We start from the raw sequence: 19,873 nt of genomic DNA on the forward strand, positions 1-19,873 counted from the left end.
TTTGTTCACTTGCTTCACTTAACACCCGTCACGCCAAAAAGAATTCTTTCGCGACGGCAATCTGATCTTCATGCATGAAGGTAGGTGCATGGCCGACGCCGGGCAACTCCACCACGTTGGCTTTGGGGCCGCGCTGCGTCATGGCCTGTGCCACTTCCGGCAACAACAGGTCGGACAAGGCACCGCGCACTACCAGCGTCGGACAGCGGATCGCATCATAAGCCGCCCACAACATGTGCTCGGCCATGGCCGTTGCTTCCGGCGTCGAACTCTTGAATGGCACTGCCAGCCCGAGATCATAGTGACGCTGCCACTTGCCTTCGGCATCTTGCCGCAGCACGTCAGCGGCCAGCTTGTGCCATTCCTCGTCAGTATGCGGGCCGAAGGTCGCTGAAATCGTACGGATATATTGTGCCGCCTCGTCGAAGGTGGCGAAGCGGATATCCTGACCGATGTATTCGCCAATGCGCGCCAGTGCGCTGGCATTGAGCGAGGGACCGATGTCATTCAGCAGCAGGCGGCGAATCGGATTGTCCGGCAGCGATGCCAGCCCCATGCCGATCAGGCCGCCCATCGAGGTGCCGAACCAATCCACGGTTTCGGCATCGGCCCGCGCCAGCAAGGTCACCATATCGCTGACGTATTGCGGAATCACGTAATACTGCGGGTCGCGCAAACGTCCGGAACGGCCGCGCCCCACCACATCCGGGCAAATCACCCGATACACATCGCACAGCTCGCGCGCCACACGGTCGAAGTCATCGCCAACGCGCGTCACGCCATGCACACACACCAATACATTGGGATTTTGCGGATCGCCCCACTCTTTATAGGCCATCGAATGCAAACCGGCGGGAGAAATGCACTGCACAGACTTCAATACGGCTTGTGTCATGGTTTCTGAATGTTCGGGTTGATGGATGCGCACATTTTACCCCCTCAGAGCGAAATCGCAGCGCCGCAATCAATCACTGCCCGGCAATAAGCCCTCGCAGCAAGATAAACACCGGCACCCGGCGCGAGCAATGACCGGCCCTCATGCAAAATTGCAATAATGATCTTTTAATCAACGCAATCCGCACGAAGTCGCTGCTATAATGCGTTCCGCTTTCGGCAATCACCGCCGGAACATGCTTCACGATTTGCCTGAGTGGTGAAATTGGTAGACACAGCGGACTTAAAATCCGCCGCTTACCTGGAAAGGGGCGTACCGGTTCGATTCCGGTCTCAGGCACCAAGACAGACATTTAAGCTACTTTTGATTACCGTCTGCTCTATGTAAATACCCTTGTTGCATCCTGCGTTATACTGTGCCCCACGCACAACGCCCGCACAGGAATCCCGCACAAGATGGCATACATCAGAAAGTATCGTGACAAGTGGCGCGCAGAAGTACAGCGCCACGGTCACCGCGCGACCCACGTCACCGACACAAAGCGGGAGGCGCAAGCATGGGCACTGAAGAAGGAATCTGAACTCGATGCCCTCAAAGGTAGTGGCGGCAAAACCTTCCTTGATGCGGTCGAAAAATACAAGAACACCGTCAGCATCACAAAGCGCAGCCCTGAATGGGAAGGCCGTCGGCTTGATGCCATGCTCGATCACTTCGGACCCGAGACCAAAATTACCGACATCGACAGCGCCGTTATCGGCGAATGGCGCGACGAACGCCTGAAGACTGTCACCGGATCCACTGTCCAGCGCGAGGCAAACCTCCTACGCAACCTGTTCACCGTCGCCGTCGATGAATGGCGCTGGATGGATCGCCACCCATTCAAGGGTGTTCGGCTTCCGGAACATAACGAATCGCGCTATCAACTCTGGGGCTGGCAAGATATCAAAAAGGTGCTTCGCGCTGGGGAAAAGTCCGGCGGCAAAATCGGGCAGATCACACATGCCTTTCATATTGCACTGCGCACAGCAATGCGTATGTCTGAAGTATTGGCAGCACCGGACAATTTTAACGAGCGGCGCCGGGTGGTGATATTGGCCCGCACAAAAACAACCGGACGCGACGAGGTGCCGATTGGCCGTATCGCGGCCAAGTTGCTCAAGGGATATGTGTTCACCGTGGAGGCCAACGAGGGCAGCGTTCTGTTCTCAAAGCTTTGCCGGCAACTGATGATTCAAGGACTGACGTTTCATGACAGCCGTGCTACCGCCCTCACCCACCTTGCCAAGAAAGTAGACGTCATGGTTCTGGCACGGATCAGCCGGCACAAGGATATCAATTTGCTGCACCGGGTCTACTATCGAGAAACAGCGGATTCGATAGCAGCAAAGCTGTAACCTAAGTCCTTGATTTTGCTCCGATGCCGGAATACCGGTATCGCTTACCGCGCCAGCCCATTAATCGCCGCCCTCACCGTATCGTAATCAGCGTTGCACTGGTTCAATCGCTCGGCTGCATCGTCTGCTCTGGCCGCTTCCCTTGTAAGAAACTCTGCGTCTGGTCGCGAAAGTTCGGCACCACTGGCGCCCGCGCACTCGCCGACCGTTCCGGCACCGTCGGTATCGGCGTTTGCACGACGTTCGGCCCGGTCCCGCAGCCCTGCAAGATCAGCAGTGAGCCTGCGCACAGCAGCATCAGATTTTGTCTTTTCTTCATCTTTGGCTTTCTTTATGGTTTTCATGTTGAGCTCGGCCTGATCGGCCCGGTCGGTTGCCGTCTTCAGTGTCGCCGCTGCCACCTTGCCAGCCGCAGCAGAAACGCGATGCTCGTCCCACTTGCCAGCGCCGAAGCCGACGCCGATAGCCAGAAGGAATGCCATCCACAAGCGGGGATCGAGGGCACTCACGATGCCGCCCGAATGTCGATACTGATATCGCTGATGCCTTGCAACTTGGCGAATAGCCGGTCGAATGCTACCCGGCTTTGACCGACAAAATCCGGTGTGGCCGAATCACCCACCAGAATGCAGCCGTCCGTGTCTTTGTCGGTGTTGCCCGGATGAATCCGGATGCCTTCGAAGTTGGGCACGGCCAGCAGAAGCGGCAGCACGCGCTTAAACCGTGGCGACATGGTGAGCTGCACTCTGTATTTGCCGGCCGGGATGGCTGTCTCACCGTAGACCTTGATGCCGGCAGGCCGGACAACATCCTCAAGCGTGTAGCACTCAAACCGGCCATCGATGAACAACTTGCCCGGGGTGCTCTTGCTGGTGCTGCGACCGCGCTGTAGAAACATCTCCATTATTTACCCCCACCAATGAACTTGCCTGCACGGCGCCTCAACAGAACTTCAACGGTTTGCGATCCGAGAATGCCCAGACCCGACGCGATGCCCAGCAATGCCAGGTGGGGAATGTCCGGGAACTGCAACAACACCACGCCGGCCAGCATCGAAGTAGCGGACCCCAGCACGGTGCGGCCGATCACCAGCCGGATTGAAAGCTTCTCGTCGCTTGCAAGCAGCTTTCCAACGCCAATGACAGCGCCCATTGCAACCAGAGTCCACAGGCTTTTTTCAGGATCTTGCATGCTTATCCTTCGGCGCTGGCTTCGGGTGGTTGAACTTCCTCGCCGTTCGTATCAGGATCCGGAACGACCACGATGGGCATAGGCTGATACTTCCATGCTTGAGCTTCGATATCAAAAACGATCAGATTGTTTTCGATTTGCGGAGGTGGTTCGATCTTCGTGGCATAGGCCGGCACGATCCATTCGCCCGGCGTTTCGCGGTCGGCGTCTGCCAGACCTTGGCCGATGTAAATCAGTGCATACGGGTGGTAATGAAAAATGCGCATGTGTGCTTTCCGTTATTTGTATTTGATGCAGACCAGTGCTGCCAGCCCTCGAACAAGGTTTTCTGTGCCGCCTGTGGCTGTTACCGTGATGGCTGGTTGTGCGGCTGATGTGGGCGTTGTTCCTTGAAAAAGGTCGACCATGTATGAAATGCCTAAAGCCCCGCCGCTGCCGCCACCAACAAGATTTACTGTATGACTGTGCGCCGCCTGTGACGCCGTATGCGTATGTGACAGCACCTGGCCGGCCTGCCACGCCCACAACGAGCGCCCGGCGTCGATGCCCCGGCCATCGTCCCAACCTCGCGAATATTCGCCGCGTGCATCCGGTAATACGATGTATGCGCCAGTCGTGCTGCGCGTAGTGGTCGGTGTGGCAGCACTGGTGCAGCGGTAGCCCCATGCCGCCGTTGCATTGTTGGCGTCGCCGCAATAGAGCACCACGGCCAAGACGGCATATGAAGCTACCGGTATGGCGCCACCATTTGCCTTGATCCAGTTGTCCGGCGCGGTGTTGGTAAAAAACTCGCCACGCATACCGACGGGGATTGCAGCCGACAAGTCAGCGACATTCGCCTTTTTGGTATCGAGTTCTTGAATTGCGGCCTGTACGTTCGTACTGAAGACATTCCCGTCTGGGGTGAATTTGATATTTATCGCATCGCCTGATGCAGCTTCGGCGGCTTTTCCCGCCCAATATTTTGCCGAGTACTCGCCGCCCGAGACTGGGCCGCCAAGGTAAGTCGCCCACTTTGCAGCAAGCAAAACATTCTGTGCTGACGTATCCGCACTCGCGGCTGATTGCTGCGCACTGTTCGCCGCAGCATTCGCCGACCCTGCCGATGCTGTGGCGGCGTCCTGCGATGCAGATGCGTACCCTGCAGCAGCCTGTTTACTCGCCAGCGCTGCTGCTGCACTGGCAGCGACAGCGGCTGTCTGATCTACATAATTGTCGGTACCGATGTTCAGGTTGCCGTCCCCATCGAACAAAATTACTTTGTTCGCCCGCAGCGCCGACGCCTGGTTGATTTCCTGATTGGTGAAGGTGGCAAACGGTAGTTTGAACGAACGCTTAATATCTTGGCCGACCTGCTGCAACATCATGGTCAAGCGGTCAAAATCCTGATTCACGACCAGCGAGGGCAATGGCCCTTGATACTGATAATCCGTCGAACGATCAAATGTGATCTGTCGGAACAGTGTTACGTTTGCCACCCCAATTACTGGCGCCACTACAAAAATGACCTGGCCGCCGACGTCATCGCCGACGCCAGTCACGACGTAGTCGACACCATAGACGAGGATTGCATTGCCGACTTGCGCGACAAGGTCAGCCCCGTTCAGGATTTTGAACGGGTAATTAAACGACTTTGTGACACCGTTCCCATCGTGCTGGATAACCGGCGGCGTGTTGTTGACTGACATGCTGTTACCTCAGTATTCGGTTGTGACTTCGTACGCCTCAGAATGGGGCCTCCAATTATCGCGGCGGTCATCTGTCTGAATCCCGACAAATTGCTCAATGCGTACTGGCGTGGCTTTGATGGCGCGGGCGGCGGCGTCGATGTAGTCGTCCGCCTGCTTCTTGGCGCCGGGATTGAAATCCCGCATTTCAGCAAACGCTGGACCGTCGAACACATCGACATGCGCCCACATAAACCGGTTCGATAGAGGCGCATCGAACGCATCTACGATGTCTTTATTCTTATTGGTGGTGGCGAAATCTTCAGTAACTCCGCAGCCTGTTCCGGCCAGATGTTTACGCAATGTGGCCGGCACAAAACCGCCCGGGCCGTTAGTTTCGACGGTCACATTTGGGATGTGGTATTGCAACACCAGCGCCTTGACGCCTGCGCATTGCTCATCAAGATCACCGGTCATACTTTTAGCAAACTGCCAATAGAGCCGCCCGCGCGCGTCGGTCAATATCAGACAGAACGCCGACGTGTCAGATGTGATTTTTCCGATCGAGCAATCCCATCGTGCAACGGCACCGACAATCTGTGTTTTCCCTAGGTACATCACCGGATGGCGGTTAATGATCCTGACGATTGGGACCGCATCGTATGCAATCATCAGCTCGGGATCCAGGCGAACATCGGTAATCGGCTTAGCTTCAAGTTGATACTGCGAATCCCAGGCGTTGAGCGTCCGGGTTTCCTTGCGGCGCTGGGCGATATCGGCGCGGGTGAAGCGTTCAGGCCAAGCGCAGCCGGCGCAGATATCAAGCACAGCACCGGGCGGCTTATCAAAAACAACAAAGTCACCTTCTACGCGGTAATCAACACCCTCGACCAGCATTCGCGCCTGCGTGAAAATCCCGAGCATCACATACAGACCATCCGTATCTGGCTTGAAGCCGATACGGTACCGCGTCAATTTGTCCGTCTTGCGGTGCCGGATGACATGCTCGAACAGAGGAATTTTCAGGACAGCAGCCCCGGCGGCGATGCGCTCCGGATAAATCGATTCGTGATGGTGAGGCGTTCCGATGTAGGTCTTCTGTGAACCCGGTACGCCAATGTGTGTCGATTCTGAAATGCGGTCGCGCAGCTTTTTACGCGCCTCAGGTGTTTCGATGTTGCCCGGCACTTCGACGTCATCGAAATCGATATCGTCGGCGCGTGCTGCCGTCACGTTCGATTCCACGCCAGAGGCGCGCATATTTGCGTTCCGGCGATCGCGCGCACCAGATACCCAAAACTTCTTTTTCCCCGGCTTGGTAGGCAGCATCCCACCGCAAAGCGGGTGATTCCGAACAACGTTGATAACATCCGAGGTCAGCATTTCAGCGGTGGGGCCGTCTGCCGACCAGACCAGCGACCGCAGCTGGTTGTCATAGCGCAGTCGATAAGCCTTGTACACCGCATAGATGGTTGACTTGGCAGCGCCACGGAACACCATCAACACGCGCTCAAGGGACTTGCATTCATCCAGCCAAATGCAAATGCGCACGTGCAGCAGCGGCACCTCCCACCCTTGGTGCTCGGCCCATATCAGGAAGAAAACGAGAAAGCTGACTTTTCGGTTGCTCATGCTTGTGGGTGCAGGCCTTTCTTGCGCATTTTTTCCATCAGCTTTTCTGCTTGCTTTTCGGCGCGTGCGATATCGGAATCGAGCGAATCCTCCGCGTCAGCGCCTTCTGGCGCACCAGCACCCAGCGGTTCGCCGTCCTCCGGCGTGCGCCGGTGGATCGCATCGATCATCGTGATGGCGCGCATGTTCAGGGTCAACGTGGCCGCCGCATCTTTCTTGCACCAGTAGCGATTGCCTCGGGTTTCCTTGTCCATAGCATTCGGCTTGATGCCAGCACCCGGCCAGCTATCGGGATCGGCTTCAGAGAGGAACACGTCCATCAATTTTTCGGTCAGCGCTTGCAGCCGTTGGTATTGGTCATCAGTCATTTTTTGAAAGCCCTTTCAAGGTCCGGTGCACGGCGTGGCGCGATCTCGTTCGGTTCCCAGAAATACTGTTGCTCCTCGTCCTTTACCGCGCGCTGCTTCAGACGGCTGACGTATCCGGGTGAGAGGTATTCTTGTATGTCCATCAGGATGGCGTGATCAAGAACGGTTTGCGCGTACCAGATATTGACGGCTGGCGTCATCGATCGAATCATCCGATACAGTTGGTCACCAGCATGCTTGATGTTCTGTTCGCCCTTGAGGGTATGGCCCTTACTCGACTCGCTGATGCCGTCGACCAGAAACCCCAAGGTGTCCCAGCCGCGTTCTACCTGGCCGAGAATGGGACCAGCCATCTGGCCGATCATCGAATTGCCTGCCCGGTTCTTGCCTGATAAGCCCTGATATAGAAAATCCCCGGCAATACCCATGCCGCCACCCTGGGCTGCTGCTGCCAGCCAGAATTTAGGGTCGTCCATATGTTTAGGGTCTTTACCGGACTGGATATCCTTCAATTGGATAATGCCTGCACCCACAATCGTCCCACCAATAATCAACTGTGCCGCGTATCCAGCACGCGATGCCCCCGAGTCGTTGGCGGTCAATGCTCGTTCCAAATGGCGCGTAACCATTGCAATCGGCGTCCCCTTAAACAACATTAGATGGCGTCGAAATTCGCCGCCGTAGGAGCCTTTTTCACTTTTACCGAGAACGATTGACCGCGCATAGAGATCGGGGGCAACAGAGGCGTATTCGGATTCATCCGTGATCAAGCCCACCACCTTGGCGACAACTCGGTTTTTAACAGCGTCATCCACACCGGCAATGGCGCGAATTGATTCAGGCGTCAGCATCTGCGACCCGCGCCAATCTTCTGGCACGGCCTGCCGCACCACATCCCAATCGGCTTGATCAATGCCCTGCTTCGTCAGCCGTGCGCGGTCATTAGCATGAAGGGCCGTCCAGTCCGTACGCGACAGTTTGCCCAGCGCGCCCATATAGGTCATGGAAAAGGCACGCCGGACAGCATCGGTTAATCCGGTCAGCAGTGTGGCCTTATTCGTGTTACTGGCAGCCTTGCCGGTCCATCCATGCGTGATATTGTCCGACGCAGTGGTATGTATATCGGCGACGAATCCCTCCTGAATAAGACTTGCCTTGTTCGCAAAGTCCCTTGCATCCTTCCCTTGAGCACGCACAAGATTGATCACCGTATCAGTAAAGGGAAGTTTATTAAACCGCGCTGTCAGAAAATAGGTGCTGAAGTCACCGAGTGCAGAAAACACCGCACGGCCCAGCATGCCCGCTACTGCCAAATTACGTGCACCCTGATTCACCGCGGCGAAGCTGGCATATTCAGGTTTGACCACATTGGATTTGCCGGTCAGGTTGTGCCACATTGAATCGGTAGAGGCGAAGAAAGCGCCGCCGATGTTCACCATGTCTGTAGTTTTTTGCCCCTTTAACTGGGCGTCTTGGCTGGCAATCTGCCGCAGCGTGTCATACGCCCGGTCCGGATTCGGTCCGTACCGTTCCAGCAACCCGATATCGTTGGCAACCCGGTGTATATGTGACTGCATCGAATCGAACAACTGCCCGCGTCCGTATTCGCCCATGTATTCCAGCCATGAATCAGCATCCTTGAAATGGATTTCTCGGGTTTTGTTGCCGCGATTGGCAAGCATCGATGACCCTTGCGGACCTGCACCGGGGGCAATCTTGTTGGCGCCATTGGTCGAGATAGTCGTGTGTACTTCGTTGAGCATGTTGCTCAATTGGGTCTGTGTGAATGGGGTTCCATCCTCGTTCAGATAGCGACGCTGGTCGAGCTTTGGCAAAATAAAATCAACCCATGCCTGTTTTGCCACTGGTGATCCATCGCCACGGACTTTAGCGCTATCGTGCGGCTGCGGCAGATAACCATAATCCAGCTTGCCAATATCGCCGCCGGCACTGTTGAAGCGTTGGCGCAGCAATTCGGCCTGATCGGCCCAAGCCTTGGCCCCTTTGGTAGCTATCTGATTACCAGTTGAACTAGGCCGGAACACCTCATGTACGAAGTCACGGACTGCCGCTGTGTTTTCCAAGATGCCAAGAAATCGAGGTTCGGCGGCGTTGATCGCATCAAGCATGCCAGACCATGCCTCACGCTGTACACCTTTGACATACACCTCAGACTTGCGCATATCGTCGGCAAGCCCGGCAAACATGCGCTCACCGCTGGCGGCGGCACTGGTGAGTGAATCCTGCGCCCTGGCAAGCGCTTGGATGGCCTGCTGTGTACGCTGTACCTTCAGTGCTGCTTCACCGATTAATTGCTGACTGGCTGTCTTTGCTGCCGCGCGCAGTCGATCATTGGCAGACATGCCCGACCAGTTCGGTTCAGTGCGCGCCAGTTGCCGCATGTTGTCGCGGATACGATCCTCAATGCCCTTTGCTTCAGCTTGCGTGATATTGCGGCCAATGGCCTGCGATACCGCCTGTTTGCATTTATCTTTCACAGTACGCCCCCAGTGGAAATAAAGCATTCGATTGCTGCCTCAAATGCCTTTGATTCGGTGTGTGCAACGGCTTCCTGCGCTCTGGCTTCATCCATCAGTGCGCGGGCGGTGGTGGTAATTGGCGTGCCGTCATCAGCGTGGCCGATGACGATCGGTGTATCTGGAATATCGTCTGGCATAACCTGCGTCGGTTTCTGCTCATCAAGTACGGAAGGCTTTGCAGTTGCGGTTTCGGTGGCCTTTGCAGCATCGGAAGCAAGCGGGGCTGTAACAGATTTGGTGCCAGCTTTGGCACTTTCCGGTCGCACCATTTCAAAATCAGAAAGTGCTTGCTTGACTGCCAAGGCCGCGCGAGTAGGTGTCGGCGTATCCAGTCCGGCGCGTTCCTCACGCACCAGGCGCAACTGCTCATCAATTGCGGACAAGCGCTGTGCGGCCTGGGAGGCTTGACGGTTCGTATTGATCTGATCTTCCAGCGCACGCATACGTGCATCAAGGTCAGCACCTTGGGTGCCAAGCTCTTTCTTCGCCTGGGACAGCGACTGTTTATAGCTCAGTCCATCATCCGCCTGAATTTCTTTAGCCCGCGCTTTGATCGCATCGTCGGTCAATGCTGCCCGGCTCTGCTCGAGCGTTGTCATCTGCTCGCGCAACACCGCGATATCGCCCAGCTTGGCAGCGTTGCCGGCAGTTGGCAGCAAGTCGGTTCGCTCCGCTTCCAGTCTGGCGCCAGTCTCGTCAAGCATGCGCGAATTAGCGAGGGTTTCCAGTGGAACATGTTCCACCGACGCCGCCCGCCCTGGAACACCGCGCACGTCGATGGGCGCACCATCATCAAGCTGGCGCAGTGCGGTAGTAACGGCGTTCTGGTGGTATATCTGCCCCACCAGATCGTCATGCGGCGTCAATGCCTTGCGCTGCAACAGCGTATCGGTTTGCATGATTCTGGCCGCTGCTTCGCGATCGGCCATCGCTGTCACCGCAGCCGCATCATTGGCTGCGCCGAGTTCGCGCGCAGCTTGCGCTGTGCGCGCTACTTCAACGGCAGCGGCTGCGTTGGCCTTAATCTTTCCGCGCATAGAAATACCGCCAACCACCGCCCCCGGCACCGATGCCAGCAGCAGACCAGTAATATCGTACGGGTCATATTCGGCGGCCTTGTCGTGATAGTTGGCACTATCAAGAATATGCTTGATTGCCGATTGGTCGGTCCAAAATGTCGCCGGACCGGCTGCTGCAACAAGCCCAGCTGTTCGCATAATGGTGCTACCGACACCGGGAATGGCAGCGCCAATTGCTGCTGTTGCCCCTCGGACAAGCCCGACTTTGTTTGCTGTGACTGGATCAACGCCATCGTCTTGCAGGCGCAAGGATTCGTTGACGCCCTCATCGACACTAAACCCACCAACAATCGCCGGGAGTCCACCTACTGCACCATACATGCCAATCTTGGTCAGCCCCTTGGTAATGCCGTGGATGAGTTGGGCAGCTTTACCTGATGCCTGCGGGTCTGGCGCTAGTGACCGGCCAGCAGCGCCAAGCTGGCGATTAAGTTCGGACGCGCTTTCGTTCAGGTCATCAGTGGATCGAGCGCCGGCGGGTTCGACTACTGACGCTGAAAGGTCCAGGCCTTGCCGCACCTCGTCCGGTAACGGAGGTCGCTTTACCTGATTGAGCATTCGCATGGTTTCGACTGCAGCAGCTGGCACAGCTTTCGCAGCCGCTGCCCATGATCCTTGAAACAGTCCCGGCTTGGCCGGTGCTTCTGGCTTCAGCAATTGTCCTTGCGCGGTCAGCGCATCAAGGGCGCCGTCTTCATCGTACATCGCCACCTCCCAGATTCAAGACCAGCGGCCGGCCGTTCTCACGCATGACAGGGATGCCACCGACCCGGACGGCATACACGCCGTTGCCGACCGTCTGCAACGGCAAGTTCGGCAACTGCTTTGCCAACTGCTCGGGTGTCAGCGAGGCACCACCGACACGGAAAGAGTCGCCCTGTGATCGCAACGTATCCGGCGTCACCGCTTTGATCGCATCGCGCAAATCACTTTCGGACTTGCCCCAAGGCAGGGCCACGTTGGCGCCGTTGTACTTGGTCACCCCACCGGTTGCCAGTTTGATGGCCTCGTTCAGATTGTCGTCACCGGTCGCTTTCTTGCTGGCGTACACGCTGAAAATCACATCGGCTGCTTGGTCCTTGGCTTTTTGTGTGGGGTACACGCCGTCCAGCGCGGTATAAATCTGTGCCTTGGTGCCGGTTTCCTTGGCCGCGTCCATCTTGGCCCGACCTTCTTTCAGCACATTTTTCCCATCCAGATAGATTTCCGCGACGTACCGCCCCTGTGTTGTGTACGAGCCAGCCAGGCCCACAGCAGTCGCCAGGTAGGCATGCTTGTCACCCATCAACACCGCCAATGCCTGCATGGATTTACCGCCTACAACATCCGAAACGCCCTTGAGCGCTGCAGCTTTTTCGCGCGGCCCCAGCGATTCAAGCATGGTCGCCAGTTGTTCCGCTTCGCCCTTCGTAAGCGGTGCCACAGGCTTCCCGGTCCATGCCGATGCGCGGTCAGCGGCATCCTGGCGTATTTGCAATTGCTGCGGCAAGGTCTTCAGATCAAGCGCAATGGGTGCTAACGTCGAATTGACGTTGCGGTCGACAGACGCCGTCAACGGGTCTTCCTTGATTGCCGCCATCGTGGCGTCATGAATGCTTTGCAGCTTCTGGAATCGCTTGTTCAGTGTCGGGTCACTGCCGCCTGCATTCAATTTCGACGATTCACTCAACAGTATCTGTTGCTGTTTCTGTACCGATGCAGAAGCGAAGCCGGCAGTTTCTGAACCATCTTTCAGCATGGCTTGAACTGCCCCCTCGTAAGCCGTCCCTTTGAACATTGTCGCGGTCTGCACCGCATATTCAGGTGTCGGCACCCGACCGGACTCCATGAAGGTATTGAACGACGTAAATGCTGCAGCTCGTTTCCGATCGGCGGCAGCGGCCTGCGCTTCCGCCCGTTGACCCAGCGTAGTAATCCGGGTGTTGATGGTGTTGTCGAGCGCGGCCCGTTTTTGTGGATCCACATCGAGAAATTCATCAGTAGACAGGCGCTTGCGCAATCCCTCCAAGCCGCCGATGCTGTCGCGAGTACTGCTGATCAGACTGTAAGCTTGGGTGTACCGGATTTTCTCGGAGATGGCCTGCTTTGTCTTGGCCTGTTGCTCCGGGTTCATACCTGCATCGCCGCCAAATTGATCGATGTACTTATGCGCCTGCTCGATGGCCAATGCCGGATCGCTACGACCCAGCCGCTCTTGTTGCTCAAGATAGGTCTGGATTCCCGCTCCAACCTGCTTTTGATCGTTGGCGCGGAACGTATCCGTCAGCTTGTTGTTGAGTTGACCCGCGAATCTGATGACGTCGGCATTGACGACCGGCCGCAATGCCTCCGGTACCGCTTTCAAATTGTCTTCAATTACCTTGCTGGATACATCTTTCCATGCAGCCATCGCAGCCAGGTTATCAATTTTGCCGGCTGTAACGTCGCTGGTGATCTGGTCCAAGGAATCGGCGAGGCCATTTTGAATGTTCGAATGGGCGGTAACAGTCGCCACTTTCTCGTTACGATCGGAAATCCGGATCGCCTCGGCCTTGTCTGCCGCATCCTGCTGTCGCTTTTCGAAATCTGCCTGCGCGTTCAGCCGATCCGATATTCCTTGTACGGTGTGGGACAGGTGCTGCTGGGCTGCTGCCATCCCGCCGTCGGTGTTCACGGTAGCAGTCTGTTGCACTTGCGGCAGTACGTTGCCAAACGCCCCCTGTGGAATTTTTGCCATTACTTCGCCCCATTGGTTTTAGACTTCCAGCCCGACGCGTTGGAAATGCCAGATAGTGCAGACGACCCAGCATTGAAATAGCCCGCGTTCTGCGCGTTGGCGCCAGCGATGGTCAGGCCCTGCGCCTGCGCCAGTAACTGGCGTTTCTTGGTGGTGCCGTTGTAGATGGTGGTAAGAGCGTCCTTTTCGCCCTCTTGCTCAATATCGGACTGCACCAGCTCTGCGGTACCAACATCCACATTCACCCCAGATTCGGCCAGTGCCGCGCGTGCTTGAGCGCGTTGCTTCTGTACCGACTTCCGAATTTGGTTTGCCTCAACCTCAGACTGCGCGGCTGCTGCGTCGGCGTCGGCTTGCGCTTGGGCCGCTTGGTAGTCCTTCTGATCTTTGGCGGCGTTGCCCTGCTCGATCGCCGAATATGTTCCAACAGCAGCGGCAGCAAACGCCGCGTAGGCGGCCAGTTCTGCACCTGTTCCCATGTCTATAACTCCATCTCAAAAAGTGGGCCTGCATAATTGAAGCCGGCCAGCAGATAAAATCGGCTGATCTTTTCTACGTTCAATCCGGTAGTGATCCCCATTTTTAGCCGCGTCGCACCGCGGCCTTTGCACCAGATTTTGAAAGCGTTGATCAACTTCAAAGCCGTAAATCCGTTGCGCTGGGTTGGTTCAAGGAAAAAGGAATAATCAAAGCCGACGAATTCCTCAGAAAACCAATATGTCGTAATTGCGCCTGCGATACCACCGATGACCACGCCCTCGCGCTCTGCGACGAACAGCACGCCAGCACCATTGATCAGGCTATGCATAAGGCTTGATACCTTGTCCCGGTCGTACGAAATCGGCGCAAAATCGGATGATGCGTGCAGAATTTGTCCGAGGTCGACCACTCGCTCAACATCAGCATGGGTAGCGGCTCTAATCATTGATAGTCACCTTTCGAATAACGTCCAGCACATGGAACGGCGCCGGGTACGGCTGCTCGATCAATTGCTGAGTTTTGTAGATTTCATCGCTCAGCGTCATGGTCGCGAAGTCCCCCTCTACCGTCGGCGGCGGGAGGTCGAGCACGTTGGTATCAAACTTGCGGAACTCGACGGGGGTACCGTTGACGACGGCGGCCTGTGTATCCAGCACGCGGATAATTACCGATGCCACCGAAACCGGATTGCCCTGCGCTGTGGTGCCCTGGCTACCCAGTTCAGGTTGTAACAACTCGATCACCGCTTTGTAACCAAGCCCGATTTGCACGTTCCTTGCAGCCTGCGACAACGTGACGGCGCCGGCAGTAACGGTATGCTCGCCCATGTATGCGCCGTCGCCTCGGACGTGCACCGTTTTGCCTTCCAGATGAGCCAGCCCACTCCAAACGGTTTTACCGGCCGGGTCGGAACCGACCACGCAAGAATCAAGCAAGACATCACGGTCGAACACTTCGAGATATCGCTTTGTCACACCGCCAATCTTGCGGGAGACAATCACATAGGTATCCTCAGCGGTGGCGGTGGGTATTGTGCTGACGGACTCCCAATTGCCCTGAGTCAGCCAGCGGCCCCAGCCGATGACTTCTTGATCGATGTCATATGCGCAAACCGCCATCACGCCGTCATTACGGACCGCGTACAGCGTCGAATCTTTCTTTTCGAATGAAAATTCACGCAATCCGGTGGCGGTGATGTGTTCGGCAAAGACAGTGCGGTCCGGCGCGGGAAAGCCGTCAATGTCGTATCGGTATCCCATCGCGTGCACCTTCAGGCCGTCTGCGCTGCAAAACAGCAGTTCGTTGCCGACCTTGATTGGTCGCACCGGTGAGCATCCCGCGCTGGATTCATCGTTTTTGTCGATGTTGGTTGGCGTAATCGCCTTGTCCTGGCCGCCGGTGAGACTCATTTCGTCGGATTCGGTCAGCACCAACATTTTCCGCGACGGTGCGAGGTGCACGATCGGGCTATTGCTGGCGCCGTCCAGCTCGAACGCAAAGGCATCATCATCAGCAACGCCGATCTGGAAACTCAGATAACCCCGGATGATGCTGCCCCAGACGGTCTGAGGATAGGCAAAGGTGTTTGCAAAATACAGGCGCTGCTTGTTGATGGTCACCGCCCGGGGAAAGCCTCGGACCGCGTTCCATGAATTGGCCTGCAACTCCCAAGCGCTGGGCGGCGCTGCGACGGCGGTAGTGACTTCAGTCAACACAACGCCAGTGACGCTCGTTGGCGAGTTGTACGCCGTGATCTTGACCAGGCCGGAATTGAGAGATACATATTTACCCACGTCGTCCGCGCGCCAGCCCGCCACCGACAGCCCAAGGCTGATCACTGCATCGGGAATACCGGCAGCGGACGGCGTGATCGTCGCATTTGGCGAACCGGTCAGCGTCCAGCTATTTGCCGGCAATGCCAGTGCATCAAAGCTGCTCGTAATATTGAGCGCCGCCACCGTGGCACTGGTAACGCCAGTGATAGCGGCAACCCCCGACCCAGACACAAACTGGCGTCCAACATCGGCGGCAAGGAACACAGCAGATGCGGCGGTAGCGACGGCGGCGCCCACAGCGAGCGAGTTCAACGTAAGAGCAATCGCCGGCGTGGTACCCACTTCTGAAAATGGCTCTGTGATGAATGGCGTATTTGCCAGCTTCCACGATGCGTCACCAAAGCGCTGCAGGCGCTGGGGATAAACGGAAGCGTGAGCAAAGAACGCGGTATCGGATTTCTGAACGTAGCTGATCGCGCCCAACTGGTCGACGGTGTAAGGTGTGGCGACTTCGAAAGCACCAATGCGGGCGCGGTTCTTGTACATCCACATGTACCCTGCCCCCATCAGCAGGATGTATGCCTGATTGCGGCTGTAGACGAAGCTGACCAGGCGACCGATCCCTGACCCTTTGATTTCGCCAATGAACCGGGTACCGGGCCGCCGATATGCGCCACCTTGAATTGTGACGACGCAATTTTCGAGGCGCTTCAGGCCGTTTCCATATTTCGCCACATCCATGCGACCCATCGCGATGCGTGGCGACAGTTCGCCTGAAGTGAAGTTGGTTTGAATGAGAGAGGCGCGCGCCATGATTAACCGCCTCTCGATTCGATCAACGAAAAATCGTCACTCAGTTCCTGCGCCGAGTTCTCTTGCGAGTCAACACTACGTGCCAGCGCCGCCATTTTGACGTATTCATCTTTGAGGGTATCCCGCAGTGAGGTGGATTGAGTGACCGGGTAGGCGAGTTTCCAGAGCATGCGCGCCGTCATCAATTCAACGAGCTTGGAATCCCACGTTGCTTCTTTGTAATTTTTGAAAACGTACTCGACCGGCAGTGAGCTACCAGACGCCAAGATGTTGCGCCCCTCGATCTTGAAGCGGGCAACCCCATCGCTATCGATGCGGGTACCGCCGACAGCAATCAGTCGCAGAAAATCAGACGGCAAAGCGAATTGAGAACTGAAATCGAAGGCCGGCGCAACCGACAGCCGCGCCAGCACAGTGCGTGTCGTGGAACAGTTCCAAGGAAATTCACGAAGGATTGAATCGCGCTCGATTGGGTAAAGATTTGCGCACAGCACGGCGCGATCACCGGCCTCAGTAAACGACGAAATCGGCGTCTTGCCGAGTTGGAGTAATGCAGCACTGCATATTGAGATATCGGTAGCGATGATGGCCCCCTGTAAGGAAAAAAGGGGCGACCAAGGCCGCCCCAAAGCTACAACAACAGCGGAGACTACGGAGCGACGAACTGAACTTCTGCGCGGAATGCAGCGTTTGCGGTTGTGACAGCACCGGCAAACGTGCCGTAGATTTCCACGTCCTGCGGCATGACGTAATATTGACCGTTGACCAGCTTGGTACCAGTGTTGAACTGGCCCGTCTGCGCTGCGGCCAGCGATGCGGCATTCAGAATTGCGGTGGCGTCAATTGGTACCTTTGTCACTGCGTCGCGAATACCCAGAGACAGAGTAGATGCGGCGGTGTTGGCGGCGTTGGACAGCGACACCGGCAACACGACGCGGGAGCCTTTCGGCAGAATCAATGCGGTGCCGAACGTGTCGTTGATGGCCGCTGCGGCATACGCGGCAGCACTGTCGATGATTGCAGTCCGGATGCGGTTGAGCGCAGTTGCCGTCGATTTTGTACCGGCCACTTGGGCAATCTTGGTACGGGTTACGGTATCTAATTCCATGAGATTTCACCTTAATGTGTGTGGAATGGCGTATAGCGCCCAGACTGCGGCGCTATTCCTTATTGGTAAGAGATGGAAACGACCTTGGCCTCGTCTTGCCGGCCGGCGCCGTAGCTGCCTTCCATGCTGACCTGCCAGAGATTCTTTTTGTCCGGGCGCTTGTCGACGTCGCCGGCTTCATAGCCATAGCCAAAATGCAGCGCATCCTTGCTATAGGCCACCGTGGTACGCACGCCGGCATTGTTGCGGACCTTTTCGTATGGGATCCACGTAAAGCCCAGCCATTGCCCGTCGATCTTGCCATCCTGCAGCATCTTGCCGGCCATGTAATCCGCGCTGGTCAGTGTGGTGTCGGCCAGGATCTGCTGCATCGCCAGCGAATCCCACAACATGAACAATTCTTCTTCGTCGGCTTCGTTGGCACGGAAGATCGATCGGGCCTGAATGATCTTGGCTTTGGTCAAGCCAGTGCCGCCGGATGCGATGATCTGACCTGCCGGCAGAGTATTGGAGGCCAAGCCGTCGAGCGAATTGATCGGATTGAGCGCAGCGTTGTAGATGATGTCGTCAATCTTGCGGTTACGCATCGCAATCAAACTTTGCATGTACTGACCGCCCGTCACCGGATTGACTGCCATTTTCGGAATATCCGCACGATCCAGCGGCAGCGCCTTGAAGAAGTCGCGCAGCGGGACGTTACGATTTGTGTGATCGATGTCGCCGAAAATGGTATCGCCGTGGCGCACGGTGTTTTCGTCCATGTCGCCAAGGGCGCCGAGGTTGTTGATCGTGAACGACGAGCCTTGAATCTGACCGCGATCAACAACGGTACGGCGCAGGCGCGATTCTTTCTGTTGGGCGGCCAGGCGCAGCGCCGTGTCGAATTTGGTAATGAACTGCCGGGTAACGGTATCCGTCATTTGAAACTCCCTGAGTATTGAGAAAAAGGTTTTGCTTTCGCCTGATTCAGGGTGTCCGTCGCCGGGCCTTATGTTGGCTATCTGTCCAGGGTGTCCATTGCTGGGCCTGTGCGATGGATTCTAGGTATAGGTGCCTGTCGGAATCCCGACAAAATAAAAAACGGCCCGTAGGCCGTTGTGGTGAGGTTGATGAGCGTTACAGCTTTCCGGCTTTTTCCAACTTCGCATAGTGCGCGTTCACTTGCGCTGTAACCTTTTCATGCTCAGGGTCGTTGGCGTTCTGATATGCCTTGCTGGACATAGCGACGTTGATATCAAAGCCTGCCGGTACTGCGCCGTTTGCATTCGGCGGCGTCTTGTCTTCGCTCATTTCCCCACCGACCGCAGCCAAGAGGCGCAGCGCTACCGGGTTATTACCAATCGCCTTTTCGATCTCGGCGTATGGGATTCCAATCGATTCACCGATCGACACAGCCGCCTTGTGTGCGTTGCGGAAATTGGCGTCAGACGCTTCGCCCCATGTTTCCCGCAACTGAGAAACCACCTCGCCGGTCTGCGCCTGCGAATCAGCAGCAACCAGATTCGGCAACAGGCTGAAATACTCGGACATCACGCCCTCATATTGCTTTTGCGTCAGCCCCATGCCGTGAGCCTTTTTAGCGAATTCCTCGGTGCTTAACTCAACACCCTTCAACTCCTCTGGCAGGTCCGGCACCTTGTATTCGCTGAATTCCTTCGGCGGTACGTCGCCGCTGCCCATGCGCTTTTCAAGGTGCGACCGCGCTTGATCAACCTTTTGCAACGATGCTTCAGCATCGATCGTGCCGTCTTCCTTTTTGACACGATATTTTTCAGGGATGGATTCAACTGTCCACGCCGGTGCCGCCTCACCGCCGGTGCCGAGCGCGGAACCATCACCACCGGTGCCTCCATCACCACCGGTTGCAGCTGCGGCCGCTGCCGCTGCTGCTGGATCACCACCAGCACCGCCCCCACCTTCGCCACCGTCACCGGTAGCTGCATCCAGTAATTTAAAGAATTTAGTCAGAAATCTCATCATTTACTCCTACGTTGTTGGCATGATTGATTTGTCGCACGATGTGCTGCACGACGTTGTTTTCCCCTTGATTGAGGTATGTTTTCAGCACTGCATCGATACCGCCAGATGTAGATGCGCCCTTGCTGAACAGGCTCACAAGATGGTCGAAAATGGCAGCGCCGCGCGCGTCAATTTCAAACACCTGGCGGTAAAGTTCTGGTGTAACTTCAGTTGGTGGCTTGTTGTTCATGGTCTT

At 56.4% G+C, this 19,873-nt stretch carries 20 protein-coding genes and 1 tRNA gene; 2 read left to right on the forward strand and 19 right to left on the reverse strand.

Features of this window, described 5'->3' with window-relative positions:
• Positions 1-28: 28 nt before the first annotated feature.
• The gene (locus tag AKL27_RS22375; protein ID WP_050465087.1) at positions 29-895 is read right to left on the reverse strand and encodes an alpha/beta fold hydrolase; all 867 of its coding nucleotides are present in this window, start codon (positions 893-895) and stop codon (positions 29-31) included.
• A gap of 249 nt (positions 896-1,144) precedes the next feature.
• Here AKL27_RS22375 and AKL27_RS22380 point away from each other — a divergent pair.
• Positions 1,145-1,237, forward strand: a tRNA-Leu gene (locus AKL27_RS22380).
• Between the two features lie 113 nt (positions 1,238-1,350).
• On the forward strand, positions 1,351-2,289 hold the full coding sequence (locus AKL27_RS22385; RefSeq protein WP_050465088.1) for a tyrosine-type recombinase/integrase: 939 nt from the start codon (positions 1,351-1,353) through the stop codon (positions 2,287-2,289).
• 44 nt (positions 2,290-2,333) lie between these two features.
• Here the strand turns inward: AKL27_RS22385 and AKL27_RS22390 are convergent, their stop codons facing one another.
• The 18 genes from AKL27_RS22390 to AKL27_RS22475 all read right to left on the reverse strand — a co-directional run bounded on the left by AKL27_RS22390 (position 2,334) and on the right by AKL27_RS22475 (position 19,867).
• Complete coding sequence (locus AKL27_RS22390) at positions 2,334-2,798, reverse strand: hypothetical protein (RefSeq protein WP_157057054.1); 465 nt, start codon at positions 2,796-2,798, stop codon at positions 2,334-2,336.
• The gene (locus AKL27_RS22395; protein WP_050465090.1) at positions 2,795-3,193 is read right to left on the reverse strand and encodes a DUF5675 family protein; all 399 of its coding nucleotides are present in this window, start codon (positions 3,191-3,193) and stop codon (positions 2,795-2,797) included. Before AKL27_RS22395 ends, AKL27_RS22390 begins: the two co-directional genes overlap by 4 nt.
• Positions 3,193-3,480: a phage holin family protein gene (locus AKL27_RS22400; protein ID WP_050465091.1), complete on the reverse strand. Its 288-nt coding sequence runs from the start codon at positions 3,478-3,480 to the stop codon at positions 3,193-3,195. The genes AKL27_RS22395 and AKL27_RS22400 overlap by 1 nt, the downstream gene beginning before the upstream one ends.
• 2 nt (positions 3,481-3,482) lie before the next feature.
• Positions 3,483-3,746, reverse strand: a complete 264-nt coding sequence (locus AKL27_RS22405; protein WP_050465092.1) for a hypothetical protein — start codon at positions 3,744-3,746, stop codon at positions 3,483-3,485.
• Positions 3,747-3,758: 12 nt separating this feature from the next.
• Complete coding sequence (locus AKL27_RS28550; RefSeq protein WP_050465093.1) at positions 3,759-5,168, reverse strand: hypothetical protein; 1,410 nt, start codon at positions 5,166-5,168, stop codon at positions 3,759-3,761.
• A 9-nt stretch (positions 5,169-5,177) separates the two neighbouring features.
• Positions 5,178-6,779 carry a phage terminase large subunit gene (gene terL, locus AKL27_RS22415; RefSeq protein ID WP_050465094.1) on the reverse strand — a complete coding sequence of 534 codons (1,602 nt, stop codon included), beginning with the start codon at positions 6,777-6,779 and terminating at the stop codon, positions 5,178-5,180.
• Positions 6,776-7,147, reverse strand: coding sequence for a hypothetical protein (locus AKL27_RS22420; protein ID WP_050465095.1), 372 nt, complete (start codon positions 7,145-7,147; stop codon positions 6,776-6,778). The genes terL and AKL27_RS22420 overlap by 4 nt, the downstream gene beginning before the upstream one ends.
• On the reverse strand, positions 7,144-9,672 hold the full coding sequence (locus AKL27_RS22425; RefSeq protein ID WP_157057055.1) for a hypothetical protein: 2,529 nt from the start codon (positions 9,670-9,672) through the stop codon (positions 7,144-7,146). Before AKL27_RS22425 ends, AKL27_RS22420 begins: the two co-directional genes overlap by 4 nt.
• Positions 9,642-11,471 (reverse strand): hypothetical protein, encoded by a 1,830-nt coding sequence (locus AKL27_RS22430; RefSeq protein WP_157057056.1) that lies wholly within the window; start codon positions 11,469-11,471, stop codon positions 9,642-9,644. Before AKL27_RS22430 ends, AKL27_RS22425 begins: the two co-directional genes overlap by 31 nt.
• Positions 11,461-13,482: a hypothetical protein gene (locus AKL27_RS22435; RefSeq protein ID WP_050465098.1), complete on the reverse strand. Its 2,022-nt coding sequence runs from the start codon at positions 13,480-13,482 to the stop codon at positions 11,461-11,463. Before AKL27_RS22435 ends, AKL27_RS22430 begins: the two co-directional genes overlap by 11 nt.
• On the reverse strand, positions 13,482-13,961 hold the full coding sequence (locus AKL27_RS22440; RefSeq protein WP_050465099.1) for a hypothetical protein: 480 nt from the start codon (positions 13,959-13,961) through the stop codon (positions 13,482-13,484). The genes AKL27_RS22435 and AKL27_RS22440 overlap by 1 nt, the downstream gene beginning before the upstream one ends.
• A 2-nt stretch (positions 13,962-13,963) precedes the next feature.
• Positions 13,964-14,407 (reverse strand): GNAT family N-acetyltransferase, encoded by a 444-nt coding sequence (locus tag AKL27_RS22445; protein ID WP_050465100.1) that lies wholly within the window; start codon positions 14,405-14,407, stop codon positions 13,964-13,966.
• Positions 14,400-16,550 (reverse strand): hypothetical protein, encoded by a 2,151-nt coding sequence (locus tag AKL27_RS22450; protein WP_050465101.1) that lies wholly within the window; start codon positions 16,548-16,550, stop codon positions 14,400-14,402. The genes AKL27_RS22445 and AKL27_RS22450 overlap by 8 nt, the downstream gene beginning before the upstream one ends.
• A 2-nt stretch (positions 16,551-16,552) precedes the next feature.
• Complete coding sequence (locus AKL27_RS22455) at positions 16,553-17,044, reverse strand: hypothetical protein (RefSeq protein ID WP_232311070.1); 492 nt, start codon at positions 17,042-17,044, stop codon at positions 16,553-16,555.
• Positions 17,045-17,199: 155 nt separating this feature from the next.
• Positions 17,200-17,658, reverse strand: coding sequence for a hypothetical protein (locus AKL27_RS22460; protein WP_050465102.1), 459 nt, complete (start codon positions 17,656-17,658; stop codon positions 17,200-17,202).
• 59 nt (positions 17,659-17,717) lie between these two features.
• Complete coding sequence (locus tag AKL27_RS22465; protein WP_083439219.1) at positions 17,718-18,578, reverse strand: phage capsid protein; 861 nt, start codon at positions 18,576-18,578, stop codon at positions 17,718-17,720.
• A 196-nt stretch (positions 18,579-18,774) separates the two neighbouring features.
• Positions 18,775-19,638 (reverse strand): hypothetical protein, encoded by an 864-nt coding sequence (locus AKL27_RS22470; RefSeq protein ID WP_198156058.1) that lies wholly within the window; start codon positions 19,636-19,638, stop codon positions 18,775-18,777.
• Positions 19,619-19,867 (reverse strand): hypothetical protein, encoded by a 249-nt coding sequence (locus tag AKL27_RS22475; RefSeq protein ID WP_050465105.1) that lies wholly within the window; start codon positions 19,865-19,867, stop codon positions 19,619-19,621. Before AKL27_RS22475 ends, AKL27_RS22470 begins: the two co-directional genes overlap by 20 nt.
• Positions 19,868-19,873 lie beyond the last annotated feature (6 nt).

It is taken from the genome of Herbaspirillum autotrophicum, assembly GCF_001189915.1.
GTDB classification, from domain to species: Bacteria; Pseudomonadota; Gammaproteobacteria; order Burkholderiales; family Burkholderiaceae_D; genus Herbaspirillum; species Herbaspirillum autotrophicum.